The following is a 15,727-nucleotide window of genomic DNA, read 5'->3' as shown; positions in this document are numbered from 1 at the left end:
AGGGCGACGATGAGGCTTTAATTATTCCTCATCATCGTACTGAGCATAAAACTCAGGGGATAAGTTACTAAAGCGGGTATATTGGCCTTCAAAAGCAAGTCGAACGGTACCAATAGGGCCGTTACGTTGTTTACCAATAATAATTTCAGCGGTGCCCGCTTCTTTGGACTCTTTGTTATAGACTTCGTCACGGTAAATAAACATGATCAAGTCGGCGTCCTGCTCGATCGCACCGGATTCACGTAAGTCTGACATCACGGGACGTTTGTTGGGACGATTCTCGAGGGAACGGTTAAGCTGCGATAGTGCAATTACAGGGCACATCATTTCTTTGGCAAGAGCTTTTAAGCTTCGTGAAATTTCTGAAATCTCACCGACACGGTTATCACCCATACCTGGTACTTTCATCAGCTGTAAGTAATCGACCATGATGCAGCCGAGTTTACCATCGTGCTGTTTGGCAATACGACGTGCACGTGCTCGAACTTCTGTAGGTGGAAGAGCAGAGGAGTCATCGATATAGAGCTTTTTCTCTTGCAGTTGCAAAATGGTCCCGGTCACTTTTGACCATTCATCACCATCGAGTTTACCCGAACGTAAATGGCCCTGATGGACTTTTCCGTAAGATGAAATCAAACGCATGGCGATGGAGTCGGCTGGCATCTCCATGGAGTAAACCAAGGCAGGTAGGTCATTATTGAACAGCACGCTTTCAACCAAATTCATGGCAAAGGTGGTTTTACCCATCGATGGACGCGCTGCAACAATAATCAAATCACCTGCTTGCATACCCGAAGTTTTATTGTCGAGTTCAAGAAAGCCTGTGGTTAAGCCTGTAATGCTGCCTTCCATTTGCGACAGCTCATTCAGCTTATCAAAGACATCGGCCACAACTGTATTGATGGCTTTAGGCCCTTGAGCTTTGGCGTTGTTATTGTGTTGTTCTGCCAAGGAGAAAATATTGGTTTCGGCCAAATCTAAAATTTCACTGACGTTACGACCTTTGGTGTCATAGGCATTTTGTAAAATTTCAGAGCTGACCTTAATCATGCTACGCAAAGTTGAAAATTCTTTGATCTTGGTGGCATAAGTTTCCATGTTATAGAAACTAGACGGGGAGTCTGCCATCAATTGCATCAGGTACTCTTCACCACCAACCGCATCGAGTAGGTTTTGTGTGGTGAGCCAGTCATGGACTAAAACCGCATCATAGGGTGAGCTGTCTTTGGAGAGTTGCGCAATCGCACGAAAAATATATTTATGGCGCGTCGCATAAAAGTCATTTTCAGTTAGGACATCGCCAACTTGTTCAAAGGATTCAGCAACCGTCATTAAAGCGGCAAGTACGGCTTGTTCCAATGCTAAGTTATGCGGAGGTGTACGGAATTCTTTCAGTTGCCCTGACTCATTCGGTTTATTGTCTTGTTTCGATGAGCTCTTTTGAGCAGTGGCATTCGCCTGTGACATATAACGCCCTGATTTTTAATACAGTAAGAGGGATAACTTAAGATAAATTTCACTGTAAATTTGGAAAAAATTACAGCCATTTAACTCTATGCACTTTATCAAAAAATGCAGCTGCTGTGTGCTGAATTCAAGGCTTATGGATAAAACCCATAATATTCAAATTTGGCATTTTGCGGGGCAGGCTGATGAAGTTTTAAGCTGAGCGAAGAAACTACTTTTTCATAGAGATAAAAAAAAGAGCATGCAAAAGCATGCTCTTTTTTTTGCAAAAAATTACTCAGATACGATAGTAACGAGAACTTCAGCAACAACATCATGGTGCAATTGGATTGCGATGTTGAATTCGCCAGTGTGACGAAGTGCACCGTTCGGTAAACGAACTTCTGCACGGTCAACTTCAAGACCAGCATTTGTTAACGCGTCAGCGATATCACGAGTACCGATAGAACCGAATAGTTTACCTTCGTCACCAGCTTTCGCAGTGATTACGATGTTAACTTCGTCTAATTGGCTAGCACGTGCTTGAGCAGCAGCTAAAACATCAGCTTCAGCTTTCTCAAGTTCAGCGCGACGAGCTTCAAAAGCAGCAGTGTTAGCTTCAGTAGCAGCTACTGCTTGACCTTGAGGGATAAGGTAGTTGCGGCCGTAACCAGCTTTAACTGAAACTTTATCGCCTAATTTACCAAGGTTTTTAATGCGTTGTAATAAGATAATATCCACAGCTCAACCTCACTTATGATTGTCAGTGTAAGGGATCAAAGACAAGTAGCGAGCTTGTTTAATAGCAAGCGCTAATTGACGTTGGTAACGAGCTTTAGTACCTGTAATACGGCTAGGAACAATCTTGCCGTTTTCAGTGATGTACTGTTTTAAAGTGTCGATATCTTTGTAGTCGATGTACGTAACGTTCTCAGCTGTAAAGCGGCAGAACTTGCGACGACGGTAAAAACGTGCCATTGATGTTCTCCTTATGCTTCAGCAGAGTCTTGAGCTTGTTGTGCTTCTTCACGTTGAGCTTTACGCGCACGTTTTTCTTCAGCACTCTTAGCCAATAGTGACTCTTCAGTGATAGCGTTCTCACGACGGATGATAAGGCTACGAATAATTGCATCGTTGTAACGGAACAATTCTTCTAACTCATCAAGAGTAGTTTGACCACACTCAACATTCATAAGAATGTAGTGAGCTTTGTGGATCTTGTTAATTGGGTAAGCCAATTGACGACGGCCCCAATCTTCAAGACGGTGAATTTGACCTTCAGCTTCTTTGATGTGAGTTAGGTAGCGTTCTACCATACCAACGACTTGATCGCTTTGATCAGGGTGTACTAAAAGTACGATTTCGTAATGACGCATTGTCAGCTCCTTACGGTTTAAACAGCCCCTAACAAAAAAGTTGTTAGAAGCAAGGAGTCACAACCTAGGTTGTGTCGCATTAGATGCGAAGGGAGAATTTTAGAGACTTTGCTCGCCAAATTCAAGAACTTCTCTTAAAAAGCCCTAATTATTTTGAGGTTTTGAGCGTAAAAGGAAGACGACATAGCCTTTAAAGTTCGGATCATTTTCAAGCTTAGGCGGTCTATGCCACTCACCATATTGAACAATGCCAATTTTATAAGGCAGTTTTAGTGCTGAAACTTTTTTTAGATAAGCTGCATAGTTGGATATGGTGGTTGAACCTTGATAGGTTTGAATGACCAACTCGTCGATGGTGTTATTCAGGAGGTTTAAAGTCTCCTGATTTGTGACATTGGTCCAGTCCATTAAACCCGTGATACTGAGTTGATAGTGCTGAGGCAATTGTTTTCTTAATTGACTTAAGAATAGGGCATATTGGTGAATGTGTTTGGTTTTGGCATCGAAATCAATTTGTATGCCTTGAATATGATTCCCTGCATTTTCCCATTGCTGAACGCGTTTTAAAATTTGTGTAAGCTCTTGGCCTTGCCAGTCTAAATGATAATTACGAAAAACCAGCCACACCTTTTGCTGAGGAATTGTTAAGACGCTTACGCCTTGCGGTATGAGCTTAGAGTGATGTGTTTGGGAATCTAAACGGATTTCACCTTGTAAAATATAAAGTTCTTTAGCCGCATTTAGGTAAGGGGTAGATGAAATATTGCCCCAAATCCAAAATGCATCATAGTCTTCGGCATTTACCGAACCAAATGTTGAAGCTGGCTGACTCGGCTGACAAGCCATGATGCTCAGCATACAGATCAACGTCATAACAACGGAAAAAATCTGCTTCAACATATAGTCTTACCAGTAATACTTTAAAGATTGTGCCCAAGAAGTACTTGGGTAGTCACGTTTAATGTGGTCGAACCATTGTTTACGGGTGGATTTTTCAACTTCTGCATCCTGACAGTCATTCATCCCGCTTGGTGAATAACACATGATTGAGCGATAAAGCGCATACGCTTTTAAATCAGGTACAGAACTGGATTTGATGATGTCCTTATACACTTGACCACGGGCAAAAATTGCACCTTGGAAGCTGGAAGTTTCTTTTTCTAAAGCGGTGACATAGCTTATGTTGTAGCCTTGAGTCGAGCGTGCATATTCGCCCAAACAAAGTCGGAGCTTTAAATCTTGAGGTGAATTTTCAAGTTTTTGAGTCAGGCTGAATAAGTCAGGGCATTGCATTTGTGGCGTGATTTTTGTTCCTACCCAAATGAAATCACTGAAAGGCGGTTGGTTTTTATAGTTTTGATATGTTTCTGAGTCATATTTATACTTCGCGACATCTTGTGGTAGCAGTACAAAGGCTTGATTAAATAGTTTAAAGTTTTGATGTACCAATGATTTTTGCAAAGTTTTATATAAAGCTAAATTTTTTTGATCTGTATTTGATGCTTTGCTCTGTACAATTTGCATTAAGCTTTTTTCATTGGCTTCATTTTCAATAAAGCTTTTTTGCAATGAAGCTTGTTTGATTTTAGCATCTGAACCGATGAATACGTTTGCGCTTTGCTGCTGAGCATAATGTGGATACAACATTAGCTCAAATAAGCCACGCTGTTCAATGGATTTTGATTGACTCAGCCAACCTTCCCAATACTGTTGTGCATTTTGAGTTTGTCCGAGTTTTTCTAAAATACGACCTTTTAACAATATTTGACTGAGTTGAAGGTAACTATTAATTGAATTAGAGGAATGTTCTGGCAAATATTTTAAAGCTTCGGCTGGTTTGTTTTGCACAAAGAATAAGTGATTGGCTTGTAGGTATTGGAACAGTTCTGGCTGATTATTAAATAGTGTTTTTTGGTTGTTGAGTTCAGACCAGCTTAAGACTTTATCTTCTGCCGATGTTGCCTGACGCATTTGCGTTAAGTCTGAAATAGCCAGAAAGAACGGATCTTTTAGATTTTTTGGATTGAATGAGCGGCTTTGAAAAACATGGCGATCCATTTCGAAGGCTAGATTATCGAGCTCTAAATTATAGTATTTGGAATCGGGATGATTGATTTGCCATGCGAGTTCGCTGGTCAGGAGTTCGGTATTTCCACTCAGCCAATAACAACGACGTAGTAAACCGCGTGCGCTTGCCGCATATTTTCCCTCAGGGAAGCGTTTGAAGTAGGTAGTGATATGCTCATAGGTATTTTTGAGTAAAGTCTGATTTACTTTATCGATTTTTAAATCACCATATTCACCGATACCCGACTGATAGCTTTCATTGAGGCTGCTACGGATCAACATATATTGCGATGTTTCTTTGATCCAAGACTGATCAACCGTAGTTAATACTGAGTAAATTTTAGTAGCTGTGGAAAAGTTACTATTATAAAAGGCAATGGTTGCATTTAAATAAGACGCATACTGACGTGCTTGTATAGACCAGTTCGGATTGACTTGGATGAGGGCAAGATCACGGTCACAGGCCGAGATATTTTGTCTTTCTTGAATCAGTAAATCTTTTTCCACTTTGCTGAGATTTTGGTCGGCTTTCACCTGTTGGGTAAATTGATCCGCACCATTGTCTAGACTACTGCAATGTTCTTGGTAAGGAGTCTTTTGATTGTTTGGTTTTAATCGGGCATTCGGTCGTTTATTGGTTGCGCTTTCAAACAATGTTTTAGCCGCAAATGGTACGTTGCTATATTCAGTTTCCCAAAGCGGACTATTTGGCTGATTAAAATTCAATTTGGCCAAGCCCATGTCGCTCAGGAGTAGGAGCATATTGGTTTGATTGTCATTGGCGGGCGTGAGCGCAGGCAAATTGTCACAGGCTGTATAGGCATTGGTTTGAATGTTGGTCGATGGGTAGCAAGTAACATCAAAACCAGAAAAACTGTGCGTGCTATAAGCAAGAGTGATAGGGAATAGACTAATAAAAATAGATTTTTTAAAAAATTGTGATGGCATTTTCATTACAGAGCATGAGTTATTGTTGTGTCTGCTATGGTAACAATTTAAAGACTAGACTTAAATATTGAATAAGTTGAAATAAAAAAAAGATAGAGAGAACTCTATCTTTTTAAAACAGCGGCAAATGTGGAGCAGGTGAGACATAGCTAAAACTAAAACTAAAACTTAATGCAGTAATTAAAATCACTGAATATAAGAAATAGCGTTTTGCCCAAACCTGATCATTTTCAGCTTTAAAACCAATGATTGATAAATATACCCAATAAGCACAGAGTGCGTTAAAGGTGATAAGAAAAAACATATTGGTATAGCCAAAACAATACAAACCATTTAACACCGCAGCAAACAGCAAGACATAAATCAAGCTTTCAACTTTCGTGCGGAAAATTGAACGTGCTACAGGTAAAATTGGAATGCCTGCATTTTTATAGTCGTCAAAGCGGTATACCGCAATTCCCCATGAATGAGGCATTTGCCAAAGTGCATATGCTAAGAAAAGCAACAATGCGGCAACATCAAATTCATTGGTCACAGCTGCATAGCCGATCACTGGTGGACTAGCACCAGAAATACTTCCAATCACGGTTTGGTGAATGGATGTGCGTTTGCTCCATAGACTATAAAAAATCACATAAACCACAAAACCAAGTACAGCAAAGCCAAAGGCATAAGCATTAACAAAGAACCAGAGTAGGGCGAAACCTAATATTCCAAGCGCAGCAGAAAATGCCAAAGCAACGGAAGGACTGATGGTTTTTTTAACTAATGCACGGTTCATCGTCCGTTCCATCTTTTGATCAATATCTTGATCAATGACGTTATTGACGACACAGCCAGAAGCAACAACCAGTGTTGTACCGAGTAGGGTGATGAGAAGGAGGAGGAAATCTACAGACCCCTGAGCGGCTAAAAAGAAGCCGCCCAGAGTGGTAACGAAGTTACCAAAGAGAATTCCTGGTTTAGTCAGGAATAAATACTTTTTCAACATGACGATCAGTTTAGATCATCATGTTGTAGTGTAAGTAGTTCATAATCCATACAGAGCCGACTAGAAGTACAGCAATACAAAGTACTGTATAGATAAATGCAATCACGTTCCAACGTTGCTCTGAAGATGAGTTCATGTGCAAGAAGTAAACTAATTGAACTAGAACCTGAGCAACCGCTGTAATTGCGATAACCGCCATAACAATACCGCGACCAAAACCACCAGCCATTACCATACCGAATGGAATTACGGTCAGGATAACTGAAAGGATAAAGCCGATCGTGTATTGCTTGGTGTTACCGTGTGAAGCACCAGCTGAGTTATGATCGTGACTCATTATAGAACTCCCATCAAGTAAACTACGCTGAATACACAGATCCAAACGATGTCAAGGAAGTGCCAGAACAAGCTTAGGCAAGCAAGACGACGAGTGTTTGGAAGAGTCAAACCATTTTTCTTGATCTGAATCATCAAAATGATCATCCATACCAAACCTGAAGTTACGTGAATACCGTGCGTACCTACTAAAGTAAAGAACGACGATAAAAACGCACTTACGCTTGGACCGTGGCCAGCATGAACTAAGTGATTAAACTCATATAGTTCCATGCCGATGAATGAAGCACCGAATAACCAAGTGATCGCTAACCAAGTTAAAACTTGGTTGACGTTCTTTTTGTATGCAGCAAGAACCGCAAAACCAAAAGTTACAGAAGAGATCAAGAGAGCGAAAGTTTCAGTTAAAACGAAACCTAAAGACTCACCGAATAATTCTTTTGCACTTGGTGTGCCCATAGGCACATGGCTACTTAAAACAGCGAATGCAATGAAGAGTGTACCGAATAGAATCAAGTCACTCATCAAATAAGTCCAAAAACCAAAGACGGTGATGTCAGTATCATCGTGGTGATGATGCTCATCGTGTCCGTGGTTTTCGTGATGAAGTACGTCAGCCATTGTCTTAGTCCTTCTTCAAATGTTTTTCAAGAATCGCGTAACGTTCATTTTCAATACGCTCAACTTCAGCAGCAGGAACATAGTAGTCCACTTTCTTCGTAAACGAAGACGCGATGAAGCTGATAATAGCAGCGATGAACATTACAACAACTAACCACCAGATATGCCAGATTAAACCAAAGCCCATAACAGTAATGAACATGGCAATCACAACACCAGCAGCACGATTCGTTGGCATATGAATGTCTTCGTATGAAGTAGGTTTCGCATATGCTACGCCATTCTCTTTGTCATTCCAGAACGTATCAATACCATTGATTGTTGGAAGGTGAGCAAAGTTGTAGAACGGAGCAGGAGACGAAGTCGCCCATTCAAGTGTACGACCATCCCATGGATCGCCTGTAAGGTCGAGGTTGTCGTTGCGTTGTAAGTAACCAACAACAATCTGCATAACGAAACATGCAATACCAATCGCGACTAACACAGAACCGAAGAATGCAATAGCGATGTACGGATCCCATTCAGGGTTGTCATATGTATTCAAACGACGAGTCATACCCATGAAACCAAGGATATAAAGTGGCATGAATGCAAAGTAGAAACCGAAGAACCAGAACCAGAATGCAGCTTTACCCCATGCTTCATTGAGCTTCCAACCAAACATTTTCGGCCAGTAGAAAATGATGCCGGCAAACATACCAAACACCACACCACCGATAATTACGTTATGGAAGTGAGCAATCAAGAACAATGAGTTGTGTACAAGGAAGTCCGCAGGTGGAACCGCCATTAATACACCAGTTAAACCGCCAATACCGAATGTTACAAGGAAGCCAAGCGTCCATAACATAGGAGTAGTGAAGGTGATACGACCCTTATACATTGTGAATAACCAAGAGAAGATTTTCACACCAGTAGGAATCGCAATAACCATGGTCATGATACCGAAGAACGCATTCACGTTCGCACCAGCACCCATGGTGAAGAAGTGGTGAAGCCATACTACGAACGCAAGTACTGTGATCGCAATTGTTGCATACACCATTGATTTGTAACCGAACAACGTTTTACGAGAGAACGTTGATACAACTTCAGAGTAAATACCAAATGCTGGTAATACTAAGATGTAAACTTCTGGGTGACCCCATGTCCAAATCAAGTTTACATACAACATTGGGCTACCACCCATGTCATTTGTAAAGAAGTGGAAACCGAAGTAACGGTCAAGCGTTAACATCGCAATTGTTGCTGTTAACACTGGGAATGACGCAATGATCAATACAGCTGTACACAAAGATGTCCAAGTAAAGATCGGCATGTCCATAAGTGACATACCAGGCGCGCGCATTTTAATGATGGTAACGAAGAAGTTAACACCCGTTAATAGCGTACCTAAACCTGAAATCTGAAGTGCCCAGATATAGTAATCCACCCCCACGCCTGGAGAGTATTCGATACCTGAAAGAGGAGGATAAGCCATCCAACCTGTTGCAGCGAATTCACCAATTGCAAGAGATGCCATCATTAAGCCTGCAGCACCAGCAAATAACCAGAAGCTTAGAGAGTTTAATAATGGGAAGGCAACATCACGTGCACCAATTTGAAGTGGTACAGAGATGTTCATTAAGCCAACAACTAGACCCATTGCTACGAAGAAGATCATGATTACACCGTGTGCGGTGAAGATCTGATCGTAGTGTTCTGGGTGTAAATAACCTTCACCGCCACCTTTTGCAAGGAACAGTTGAAGACGCATCATAATCGCATCGGCGAAACCACGCAAAAGCATGATGATCGATACGAAAAGATACATGATACCAATTTTTTTATGGTCGACTGATGTGAACCATTCGTTCCACAAGTAGCCCCATTTTTTAAAGTAGGTAATACCAGCAACAACTGCGATACCACCTAAGATCATCATTGCAACTGTGACCAGTACAATTGGATCGTGCGGAATAACGTCCGGACCTAACTTACCTAAGAAGCTCATGTCTTATTCCCCTACAACTGATGAAGCAGGTTCAACAGCGGCATGTGCTTCAGATGAAGCAGCCCCGTGAGCACCCGCAGTCGCTGAGTGATCAGCACCGTGATAGTTGCTCATATATTTGCTGATGACTGACTTAAACAAGCCTTCCTCTACAGAAGAGTAGTAAGTCACAGGGTGTGGCTTAGTTGGATAAGGCTTCATTGCCTCAGCAGCAGCCTTCTCTTCAGGAGTTTTTGCTTTTGAAATCAAAACTTCAATTTGGTGTTTACCACGGTTACCGTCACGTAAAGACTCAAATTCAGCTTGATCTAAAATTGTTTTTTGTACAGCTTTAGGATTAATGCTTGTACCGTTACCTGCTTTAACTGCAGCAACCCATTCAGCGAATTGAGCGTCAGTTACAGAGTGAGCACGGAAGCGCATTTGCGAGAAGCCGTAGCCTGAATAGTTCGAAGAGAAACCGCGGTAGCCTTCAGCTGGGCTAGTTCCATCTGCTAACAAATTCAAGTGCGTTTGCATACCTGCCATTGCATAAATTTGACCACCTAACGCAGGGATGAAGAACGAGTTCATCGTGAAGTTAGAGGTAATTTTAAGTGCAACTGGAGTTTTTTCAGGGAAACGAATTTCGTTAACCGTCGCAATGTTAAGATCAGGGTAAATGAAGATCCATTTAAACTGTTCTGCAATGACTTGAATATTTACAGGTGCTTTATCAGATTCGAGCGGGCGGTAAGGGTCATACTTGTGTGAACCCCACCAAGTTAACCAAGCCAGAATACCAATAATAATGACAGGAATACCCCAAACTACAATTTCAATTGCAGTAGAGTGTGCCCATGTAGGTTTATAGTCTGCATCTTTATTCGACGCGCGATATTTCCAACCAAACCATAATGCCATTACGACTGATGGAATAACCACCAATAGCATTAAATAGATCGCAGTCATCATTAAGTCAGATTGACCTTGTGCAACTGGACCTTTTGAGTTTAGAAGTACCATATCACCACCACACCCAGTTAAGAGCGCGGCGATCGCAGATAAAGACAATACAGCTAAAATCGTTTGTCTCATTTTACAACCTCGGTGAAGAGTCCCATTCCCTAATAAAATTGGGATAGCGATTAAAGTGTCGCATGATTGAAAGTTTCTTTTTAAGTCTAAAAACACTTCTCAATCATAAGACACCGCTACGTTGTAGGGCATTATGCCTCATATCGACAAACTAAGCTATACGTAAAGATGCTTTAAATGACTGTTATAAAAACCGATTTTTTCACTCGGAATTTTATAATTTATTTATGGATTTATTTTGAATATCAATAAACTGCAGAAAACTGAGGTGCGCCAAACCTCAGCTTAAATGTGGTCAAATTACTGCTTAATGACCTTGGTTTTTGCCAGCTTATCGTGCAAAGTTTGACGCTTTGCAGTTAAACCAAAGACGTGATCGGCGATGGTAATAAACGGCATGAACAGCATATTGAGTACAATAAAGACAACACTGCGTAATGTGAATACACGTAAAAGGCTGACTTTTTCGTTGGTTTCAACGTCTACAATTTTAATTTTGGTGATTTTTTTACCAATACTTTGACCATTTTTTGCTAAGAAAAAGGCCTGTATGCCGAGCATAATCAGCAGGTAAATTCCCATGGTGGTCCATGCTTCAGTAGGAATCAAACTGAACAGTTGTGCTTGCAGTTCACTGGCCTGAGTGGCTGTAGTAGCCGCTTGCATTTTTTGCTGAATTTCAGTCAGTTCACCAAACTGGTTGGCTTGTAAAAAGAACGAGGGAATCGCAGCGGCAGGGAGCCAAAGAAGTAAATCAATGACTTTGGCTAAGACGCGTGTGCCTATCGATGCCAGTTCAGGTTGAGCAACTTTTGCCGCTAGGCGGTTTGGTTGTGAAAATTGATTTGGCGCATGCATTGGCTCAGGAATAGGGGGTTGAGGCTGATAACCTACAGGTTCATACGCCAGTTTTCCTTGGGTGAGTTCACCTAAAGCTTTCCATTCAGGCATACCCTGATGCCAAACTAAATCCGTCAATAAAACTTGTTGGCTTGCGAGCATCTGATTCAACTGCTCTAAGGTATATGGACCGGCTTGTTGATTATTTCGTGCCAAGTAAATCTGCATATAAACTTAATCTCAAAATATAAGTTGGGATATTCAAATAATAAATGTATTTGTTTTTAGATTAAAAACAAATAAAAAATCTATGGTAAAACATGCGGATAGTCTAGAGAATTTCAAGCTGAAATTAACCAAAACTACACAAAATCCAGGACAGTGTAGCAAGGATTATGCTGCTTCTTCTAGCTTTATCGTAATGCGATCTCTTCTCAATCAAGATGTTGATGCATGAATGCCAGACTTAGTCTAAGTTTTTGTATAAAAAAGTTTGTTTCAATGCGGATACGTTGAAAGAATAGATATAAAAAAGACCCATGAAAGGGTCTTTTTTTCGCATCAAAGAGTTAAGCTTTTTGAACTTTTTCTTCTGCAAGGAAGAACCAAGTGTCTAATACTGAGTCAGGGTTAAGTGATACAGATTCGATACCTTGTTCCATCAGCCATTGCGCAAGATCTGGGTGATCTGATGGGCCTTGACCACAGATACCCACATATTTACCTGCTTTACGGCATGCATGAATTGCCATAGAAAGAAGTGCTTTTACGGCTGGATCACGTTCATCAAATAAGTGAGAAACAATTCCAGAGTCACGGTCTAGACCAAGCGTTAACTGGGTTAAGTCGTTTGAACCGATAGAGAAGCCATCGAAGTGTTCAAGGAACTGTTCAGCCAATAATGCGTTCGTTGGTAACTCACACATCATGATCACTTTCAGACCATTTTCACCACGTTTCAGGCCGTTTAACGCCAATAATTCAATTACACGTTTCGCTTCATGTACAGTACGTACGAAAGGAATCATGATTTGAATATTGGTTAAGCCCATTTCGTCACGTGCTTTTTTCAACGCGCGGCATTCTAATTCGAAGCAGTCACGGAAGTTGTCAGACACATAACGGCTTGCACCACGGAAGCCCAACATTGGGTTTTCTTCTTCAGGTTCGTATAACTTACCACCGATCAAGTTTGCGTATTCATTTGACTTAAAATCAGACATACGAACGATCACAGGTTTGTCTGCAAATGCTGCAGCAAGGGTAGAAATACCTTCAACCAGTTTTTCAACATAGAACTCGATTGGCGATGCATAACCCGCTGTACGTGCCATCACCGCAGCACGAGTTTCACGTGGCAAGCTGTCAATGTTCAACAATGCTTTAGGGTGGACACCGATCATACGGTTAATGATGAACTCAAGACGTGCAAGACCAATCCCTTCATTTGGAATTTGTGCAAAGTCAAATGCGCGGTCAGGGTTACCGACGTTCATCATAACTTTGAACGGAAGCTCTGGCATCGATTCGATAGAGTTGGTTTGAATCTCGAAATCTAAAGAACCTTCGTAGATGAAACCTGTATCACCTTCCGCACATGAAACAGTCACTTCCTGACCGTCTACTAGAACTTCAGTTGCATTACCACAACCAACGATTGCTGGAACACCCAATTCACGTGCAATAATCGCTGCGTGGCAAGTACGACCACCACGGTTAGTCACAATTGCAGCCGCACGTTTCATGACTGGTTCCCAGTCTGGGTCAGTCATGTCAGATACAAGCACGTCACCGTCTTGTACTTTGTCCATTTCTTTAATAGACGTAACAATACGGACTTTACCAGAACCAATACGTTGACCGATTGAACGACCTTCACAAATCACTGTGCCTTTTTGTTTTAAAAGGTAGCGTTCCATAGTGCCGACGTTTTCACGGCTCTTCACTGTTTCAGGGCGCGCTTGAACGATATAAATTTGACCGTCATCGCCATCTTTTGCCCACTCGATGTCCATTGGAGAACCATAATGGTTTTCAATGATCAGCGCTTGTTTTGCAAGTTCTTGTAGTTCGTGGTCGTTCAATGCGAATTGTTGGCGCTCTTGTTTTTCAACATCAACCACAACAACTGATTTACCTGCAGATGCTTCTTCGCCATAAATCATTTTTTGGTGTTTAGAACCAAGATTACGACGGAGTACAGCGTGCTTGCCTGCATTTAAAAGGGGTTTAGAGAGGTAGAATTCGTCAGGGTTTACTGCACCTTGAACAACCATTTCACCCAAACCATAAGATGCAGTGATGAAGACTACGTCACGGAAACCTGATTCAGTGTCGAGTGTAAACATTACACCTGCTGCACCAGTTTCAGAGCGAACCATACGCTGAATACCAGCAGATAAAGCCACAACATCATGCGCAAAGTTTTGGTGTACGCGGTAAGAGATTGCACGGTCGTTATACAGTGATGCAAATACTTCTTTGATCGCGATCAATACGTTGTCGATACCGCGAATGTTTAAGAAGGTTTCTTGTTGGCCTGCAAAAGAAGCATCTGGTAAATCTTCTGCTGTCGCAGAAGAACGAACGGCAACCGCGATGTCTGGGTTGCCGTTTGAAAGCTCTGCAAATGCTTTACGAACTTCTTGTTCGAGTTCTGCTGTAAGTGGAGTATCTACAATCCATTGGCGAATTTTCGCGCCTGTTTCAGCAAGAGCATTTACATCATCAACATTGAGGACTTTTAACTCTGCATTGATTTTAGCGTTTAGGCCACTTTGCTCGAGAAATTCACGATATGCTTGAGCTGTAGTAGCAAAGCCACCTGGTACAGATACACCTGCATTTGATAGGTGGCTGATCATTTCACCTAAAGATGAGTTTTTCCCACCTACAAGTTCAACGTCGTGTTTCCCTAATTTTTCTAGACCAATTACGCGCGCTTCCAAAGTTGTTACTCCACTTTTGCAGTATTTAATCACTATCTTGGCATCAAATTATAACAAATCTACTTAGCTTTTTGATTTTACTAAGCGACAGTCATGTAAGATCGGTTTACTATAAAGATTATATAGCACTAAGACAAATTTTTGAGGAGAATTTTAATGTCAGGAAGTAAACAATTTAAGCGGAGTGTTTTTTTTGTATCTGATGGTACTGCAATTACTGCTGAAACCCTTGGGCACTCGCTATTGGCGCAGTTTCCAAATGTTGACTTTGACATTCATATTATTCCTTATATTAGCTCTGAAGAAGCTGCTACAAATGTGGTTGCTGAGATCAATTTAAGGGCACAACAAGACGGACAAAAGCCACTGGTTTTTGACACTTTAGTTGACCCGTATGTGCGTGATATTATTAACACTGCAAATGCTATAAATCTTGATGTATTTGAAGGGCTTATTAGTAAATTGTCTGAAGAGTTAGGAACGCCACCTACAACTTTAGTCGGACAGACCCATGCGGTGACCGATTCGGAGTCTTATAAAGCACGTATTGATGCGGTGCATTTTGCTTTAGATAACGATGACGGTGCACGTACACGCCACTATGACAAGGCCGATCTGATTCTGATTGGGGTGTCACGTTCGGGTAAAACACCGACGTCAATTTATTTGTCATTACAGTTTGGTATTCGTGTTGCAAACTATCCTTTAACGGAAGAAGACTTAGATGACAACCGTTTACCTGCGGTACTTCGCGCGCATAAACAGAAGCTTTTTGGTTTGATGATTGATGCTGAACGTCTTGTCGCTATTCGCTCTGAACGTAAAGCCAATAGCCGTTATGCAAGCTTCAGCCAGTGCCAAATGGAGCTTCGTGCAATTGAAGGGATTTATATCTCTGAAGGGATTAAATACTTAAATGTCTCGGAAATGTCGATTGAAGAAATTTCAACTCGTGTACTCCAAATGACGGGTTTAAAACGTCGCATTGGTTGATATTGTCATTACATTATAAAGCGTCATATTGATGATGCTTTATAATATTGATCAATATAAAAATACAGATTAGATCAAATGAAAATAATAT

At 41.3% G+C, this 15,727-nt stretch carries 14 protein-coding genes; 1 reads left to right on the top strand and 13 read right to left on the bottom strand.

The genetic code is table 11. The features are described from left to right. Positions 1-21: 21 nt before the first annotated feature. The 13 genes from dnaB to ppsA form a co-directional block, all read right to left on the bottom strand. Positions 22-1,467, bottom strand: coding sequence for a replicative DNA helicase (gene dnaB, locus MN200_RS10105; RefSeq protein ID WP_004696432.1), 1,446 nt, complete (start codon positions 1,465-1,467; stop codon positions 22-24). 273 nt (positions 1,468-1,740) lie between these two features. Then, entirely contained in the window at positions 1,741-2,187 is a 447-nt protein-coding gene (gene rplI / locus MN200_RS10100) for a 50S ribosomal protein L9 (RefSeq protein ID WP_004696433.1), read from the bottom strand. A 9-nt stretch (positions 2,188-2,196) separates the two neighbouring features. After that, complete coding sequence (gene rpsR / locus MN200_RS10095) at positions 2,197-2,424, bottom strand: 30S ribosomal protein S18 (RefSeq protein ID WP_004278792.1); 228 nt, start codon at positions 2,422-2,424, stop codon at positions 2,197-2,199. Between the two features lie 11 nt (positions 2,425-2,435). Then, positions 2,436-2,822, bottom strand: a complete 387-nt coding sequence (gene rpsF / locus MN200_RS10090; protein WP_004696436.1) for a 30S ribosomal protein S6 — start codon at positions 2,820-2,822, stop codon at positions 2,436-2,438. A 144-nt stretch (positions 2,823-2,966) separates the two neighbouring features. Next, positions 2,967-3,722: a DUF3142 domain-containing protein gene (locus tag MN200_RS10085; protein WP_242759320.1), complete on the bottom strand. Its 756-nt coding sequence runs from the start codon at positions 3,720-3,722 to the stop codon at positions 2,967-2,969. A gap of 6 nt (positions 3,723-3,728) precedes the next feature. Next, positions 3,729-5,837 (bottom strand): hypothetical protein, encoded by a 2,109-nt coding sequence (locus tag MN200_RS10080; RefSeq protein WP_242759318.1) that lies wholly within the window; start codon positions 5,835-5,837, stop codon positions 3,729-3,731. A gap of 112 nt (positions 5,838-5,949) precedes the next feature. Next, positions 5,950-6,828: a heme o synthase gene (gene cyoE / locus MN200_RS10075; protein WP_242759317.1), complete on the bottom strand. Its 879-nt coding sequence runs from the start codon at positions 6,826-6,828 to the stop codon at positions 5,950-5,952. 10 nt (positions 6,829-6,838) lie between these two features. Continuing rightward, entirely contained in the window at positions 6,839-7,168 is a 330-nt protein-coding gene (locus MN200_RS10070; protein WP_026056475.1) for a cytochrome o ubiquinol oxidase subunit IV, read from the bottom strand. Next, positions 7,165-7,785: a cytochrome o ubiquinol oxidase subunit III gene (cyoC, locus tag MN200_RS10065; RefSeq protein ID WP_004696446.1), complete on the bottom strand. Its 621-nt coding sequence runs from the start codon at positions 7,783-7,785 to the stop codon at positions 7,165-7,167. Before cyoC ends, MN200_RS10070 begins: the two co-directional genes overlap by 4 nt. A gap of 4 nt (positions 7,786-7,789) precedes the next feature. Further along, a complete protein-coding gene (cyoB, locus tag MN200_RS10060; RefSeq protein WP_004982033.1) occupies positions 7,790-9,778 on the bottom strand; it encodes a cytochrome o ubiquinol oxidase subunit I in 1,989 nt (662 codons plus the stop codon). 3 nt (positions 9,779-9,781) lie between these two features. Continuing rightward, entirely contained in the window at positions 9,782-10,855 is a 1,074-nt protein-coding gene (gene cyoA, locus MN200_RS10055; protein ID WP_004696450.1) for a ubiquinol oxidase subunit II, read from the bottom strand. A gap of 300 nt (positions 10,856-11,155) precedes the next feature. After that, positions 11,156-11,923 (bottom strand): RDD family protein, encoded by a 768-nt coding sequence (locus tag MN200_RS10050; protein WP_205667847.1) that lies wholly within the window; start codon positions 11,921-11,923, stop codon positions 11,156-11,158. Between the two features lie 341 nt (positions 11,924-12,264). Then, positions 12,265-14,643, bottom strand: coding sequence for a phosphoenolpyruvate synthase (ppsA, locus tag MN200_RS10045; protein WP_004982030.1), 2,379 nt, complete (start codon positions 14,641-14,643; stop codon positions 12,265-12,267). Positions 14,644-14,799: 156 nt separating this feature from the next. Between ppsA and MN200_RS10040 the strand changes: the two genes are divergently transcribed. Continuing rightward, a complete protein-coding gene (locus MN200_RS10040; RefSeq protein ID WP_005400687.1) occupies positions 14,800-15,636 on the top strand; it encodes a pyruvate, water dikinase regulatory protein in 837 nt (278 codons plus the stop codon). Positions 15,637-15,727 lie beyond the last annotated feature (91 nt).

It is taken from the genome of Acinetobacter sp. LUNF3, from assembly GCF_022699605.1.
GTDB classification, from domain to species: Bacteria; Pseudomonadota; Gammaproteobacteria; order Pseudomonadales; family Moraxellaceae; genus Acinetobacter; species Acinetobacter johnsonii.
Note: the sequence above shows the minus strand (reverse complement) of the source record. Positions and strands in the feature narration are given on the sequence as shown.

What these genes read in the sequence shown, in the direction of transcription:
- MN200_RS10040 (WP_005400687.1), top strand. Translation starts at nt 14,800, where the DNA reads ATGTCAGGAAGTAAACAATTTAAGCGGAGTGTTTTTTTTGTATCTGAT.
- dnaB (WP_004696432.1), bottom strand. Translation starts at nt 1,467, where the DNA reads ATGTCACAGGCGAATGCCACTGCTCAAAAGAGCTCATCGAAACAAGAC.
- MN200_RS10080 (WP_242759318.1), bottom strand. Translation starts at nt 5,837, where the DNA reads ATGCCATCACAATTTTTTAAAAAATCTATTTTTATTAGTCTATTCCCT.
- cyoC (WP_004696446.1), bottom strand. Translation starts at nt 7,785, where the DNA reads ATGGCTGACGTACTTCATCACGAAAACCACGGACACGATGAGCATCAT.
- MN200_RS10085 (WP_242759320.1), bottom strand. Translation starts at nt 3,722, where the DNA reads ATGTTGAAGCAGATTTTTTCCGTTGTTATGACGTTGATCTGTATGCTG.
- cyoA (WP_004696450.1), bottom strand. Translation starts at nt 10,855, where the DNA reads ATGAGACAAACGATTTTAGCTGTATTGTCTTTATCTGCGATCGCCGCG.
- rpsR (WP_004278792.1), bottom strand. Translation starts at nt 2,424, where the DNA reads ATGGCACGTTTTTACCGTCGTCGCAAGTTCTGCCGCTTTACAGCTGAG.
- cyoE (WP_242759317.1), bottom strand. Translation starts at nt 6,828, where the DNA reads ATGTTGAAAAAGTATTTATTCCTGACTAAACCAGGAATTCTCTTTGGT.
- cyoB (WP_004982033.1), bottom strand. Translation starts at nt 9,778, where the DNA reads ATGAGCTTCTTAGGTAAGTTAGGTCCGGACGTTATTCCGCACGATCCA.
- rpsF (WP_004696436.1), bottom strand. Translation starts at nt 2,822, where the DNA reads ATGCGTCATTACGAAATCGTACTTTTAGTACACCCTGATCAAAGCGAT.
- MN200_RS10050 (WP_205667847.1), bottom strand. Translation starts at nt 11,923, where the DNA reads ATGCAGATTTACTTGGCACGAAATAATCAACAAGCCGGTCCATATACC.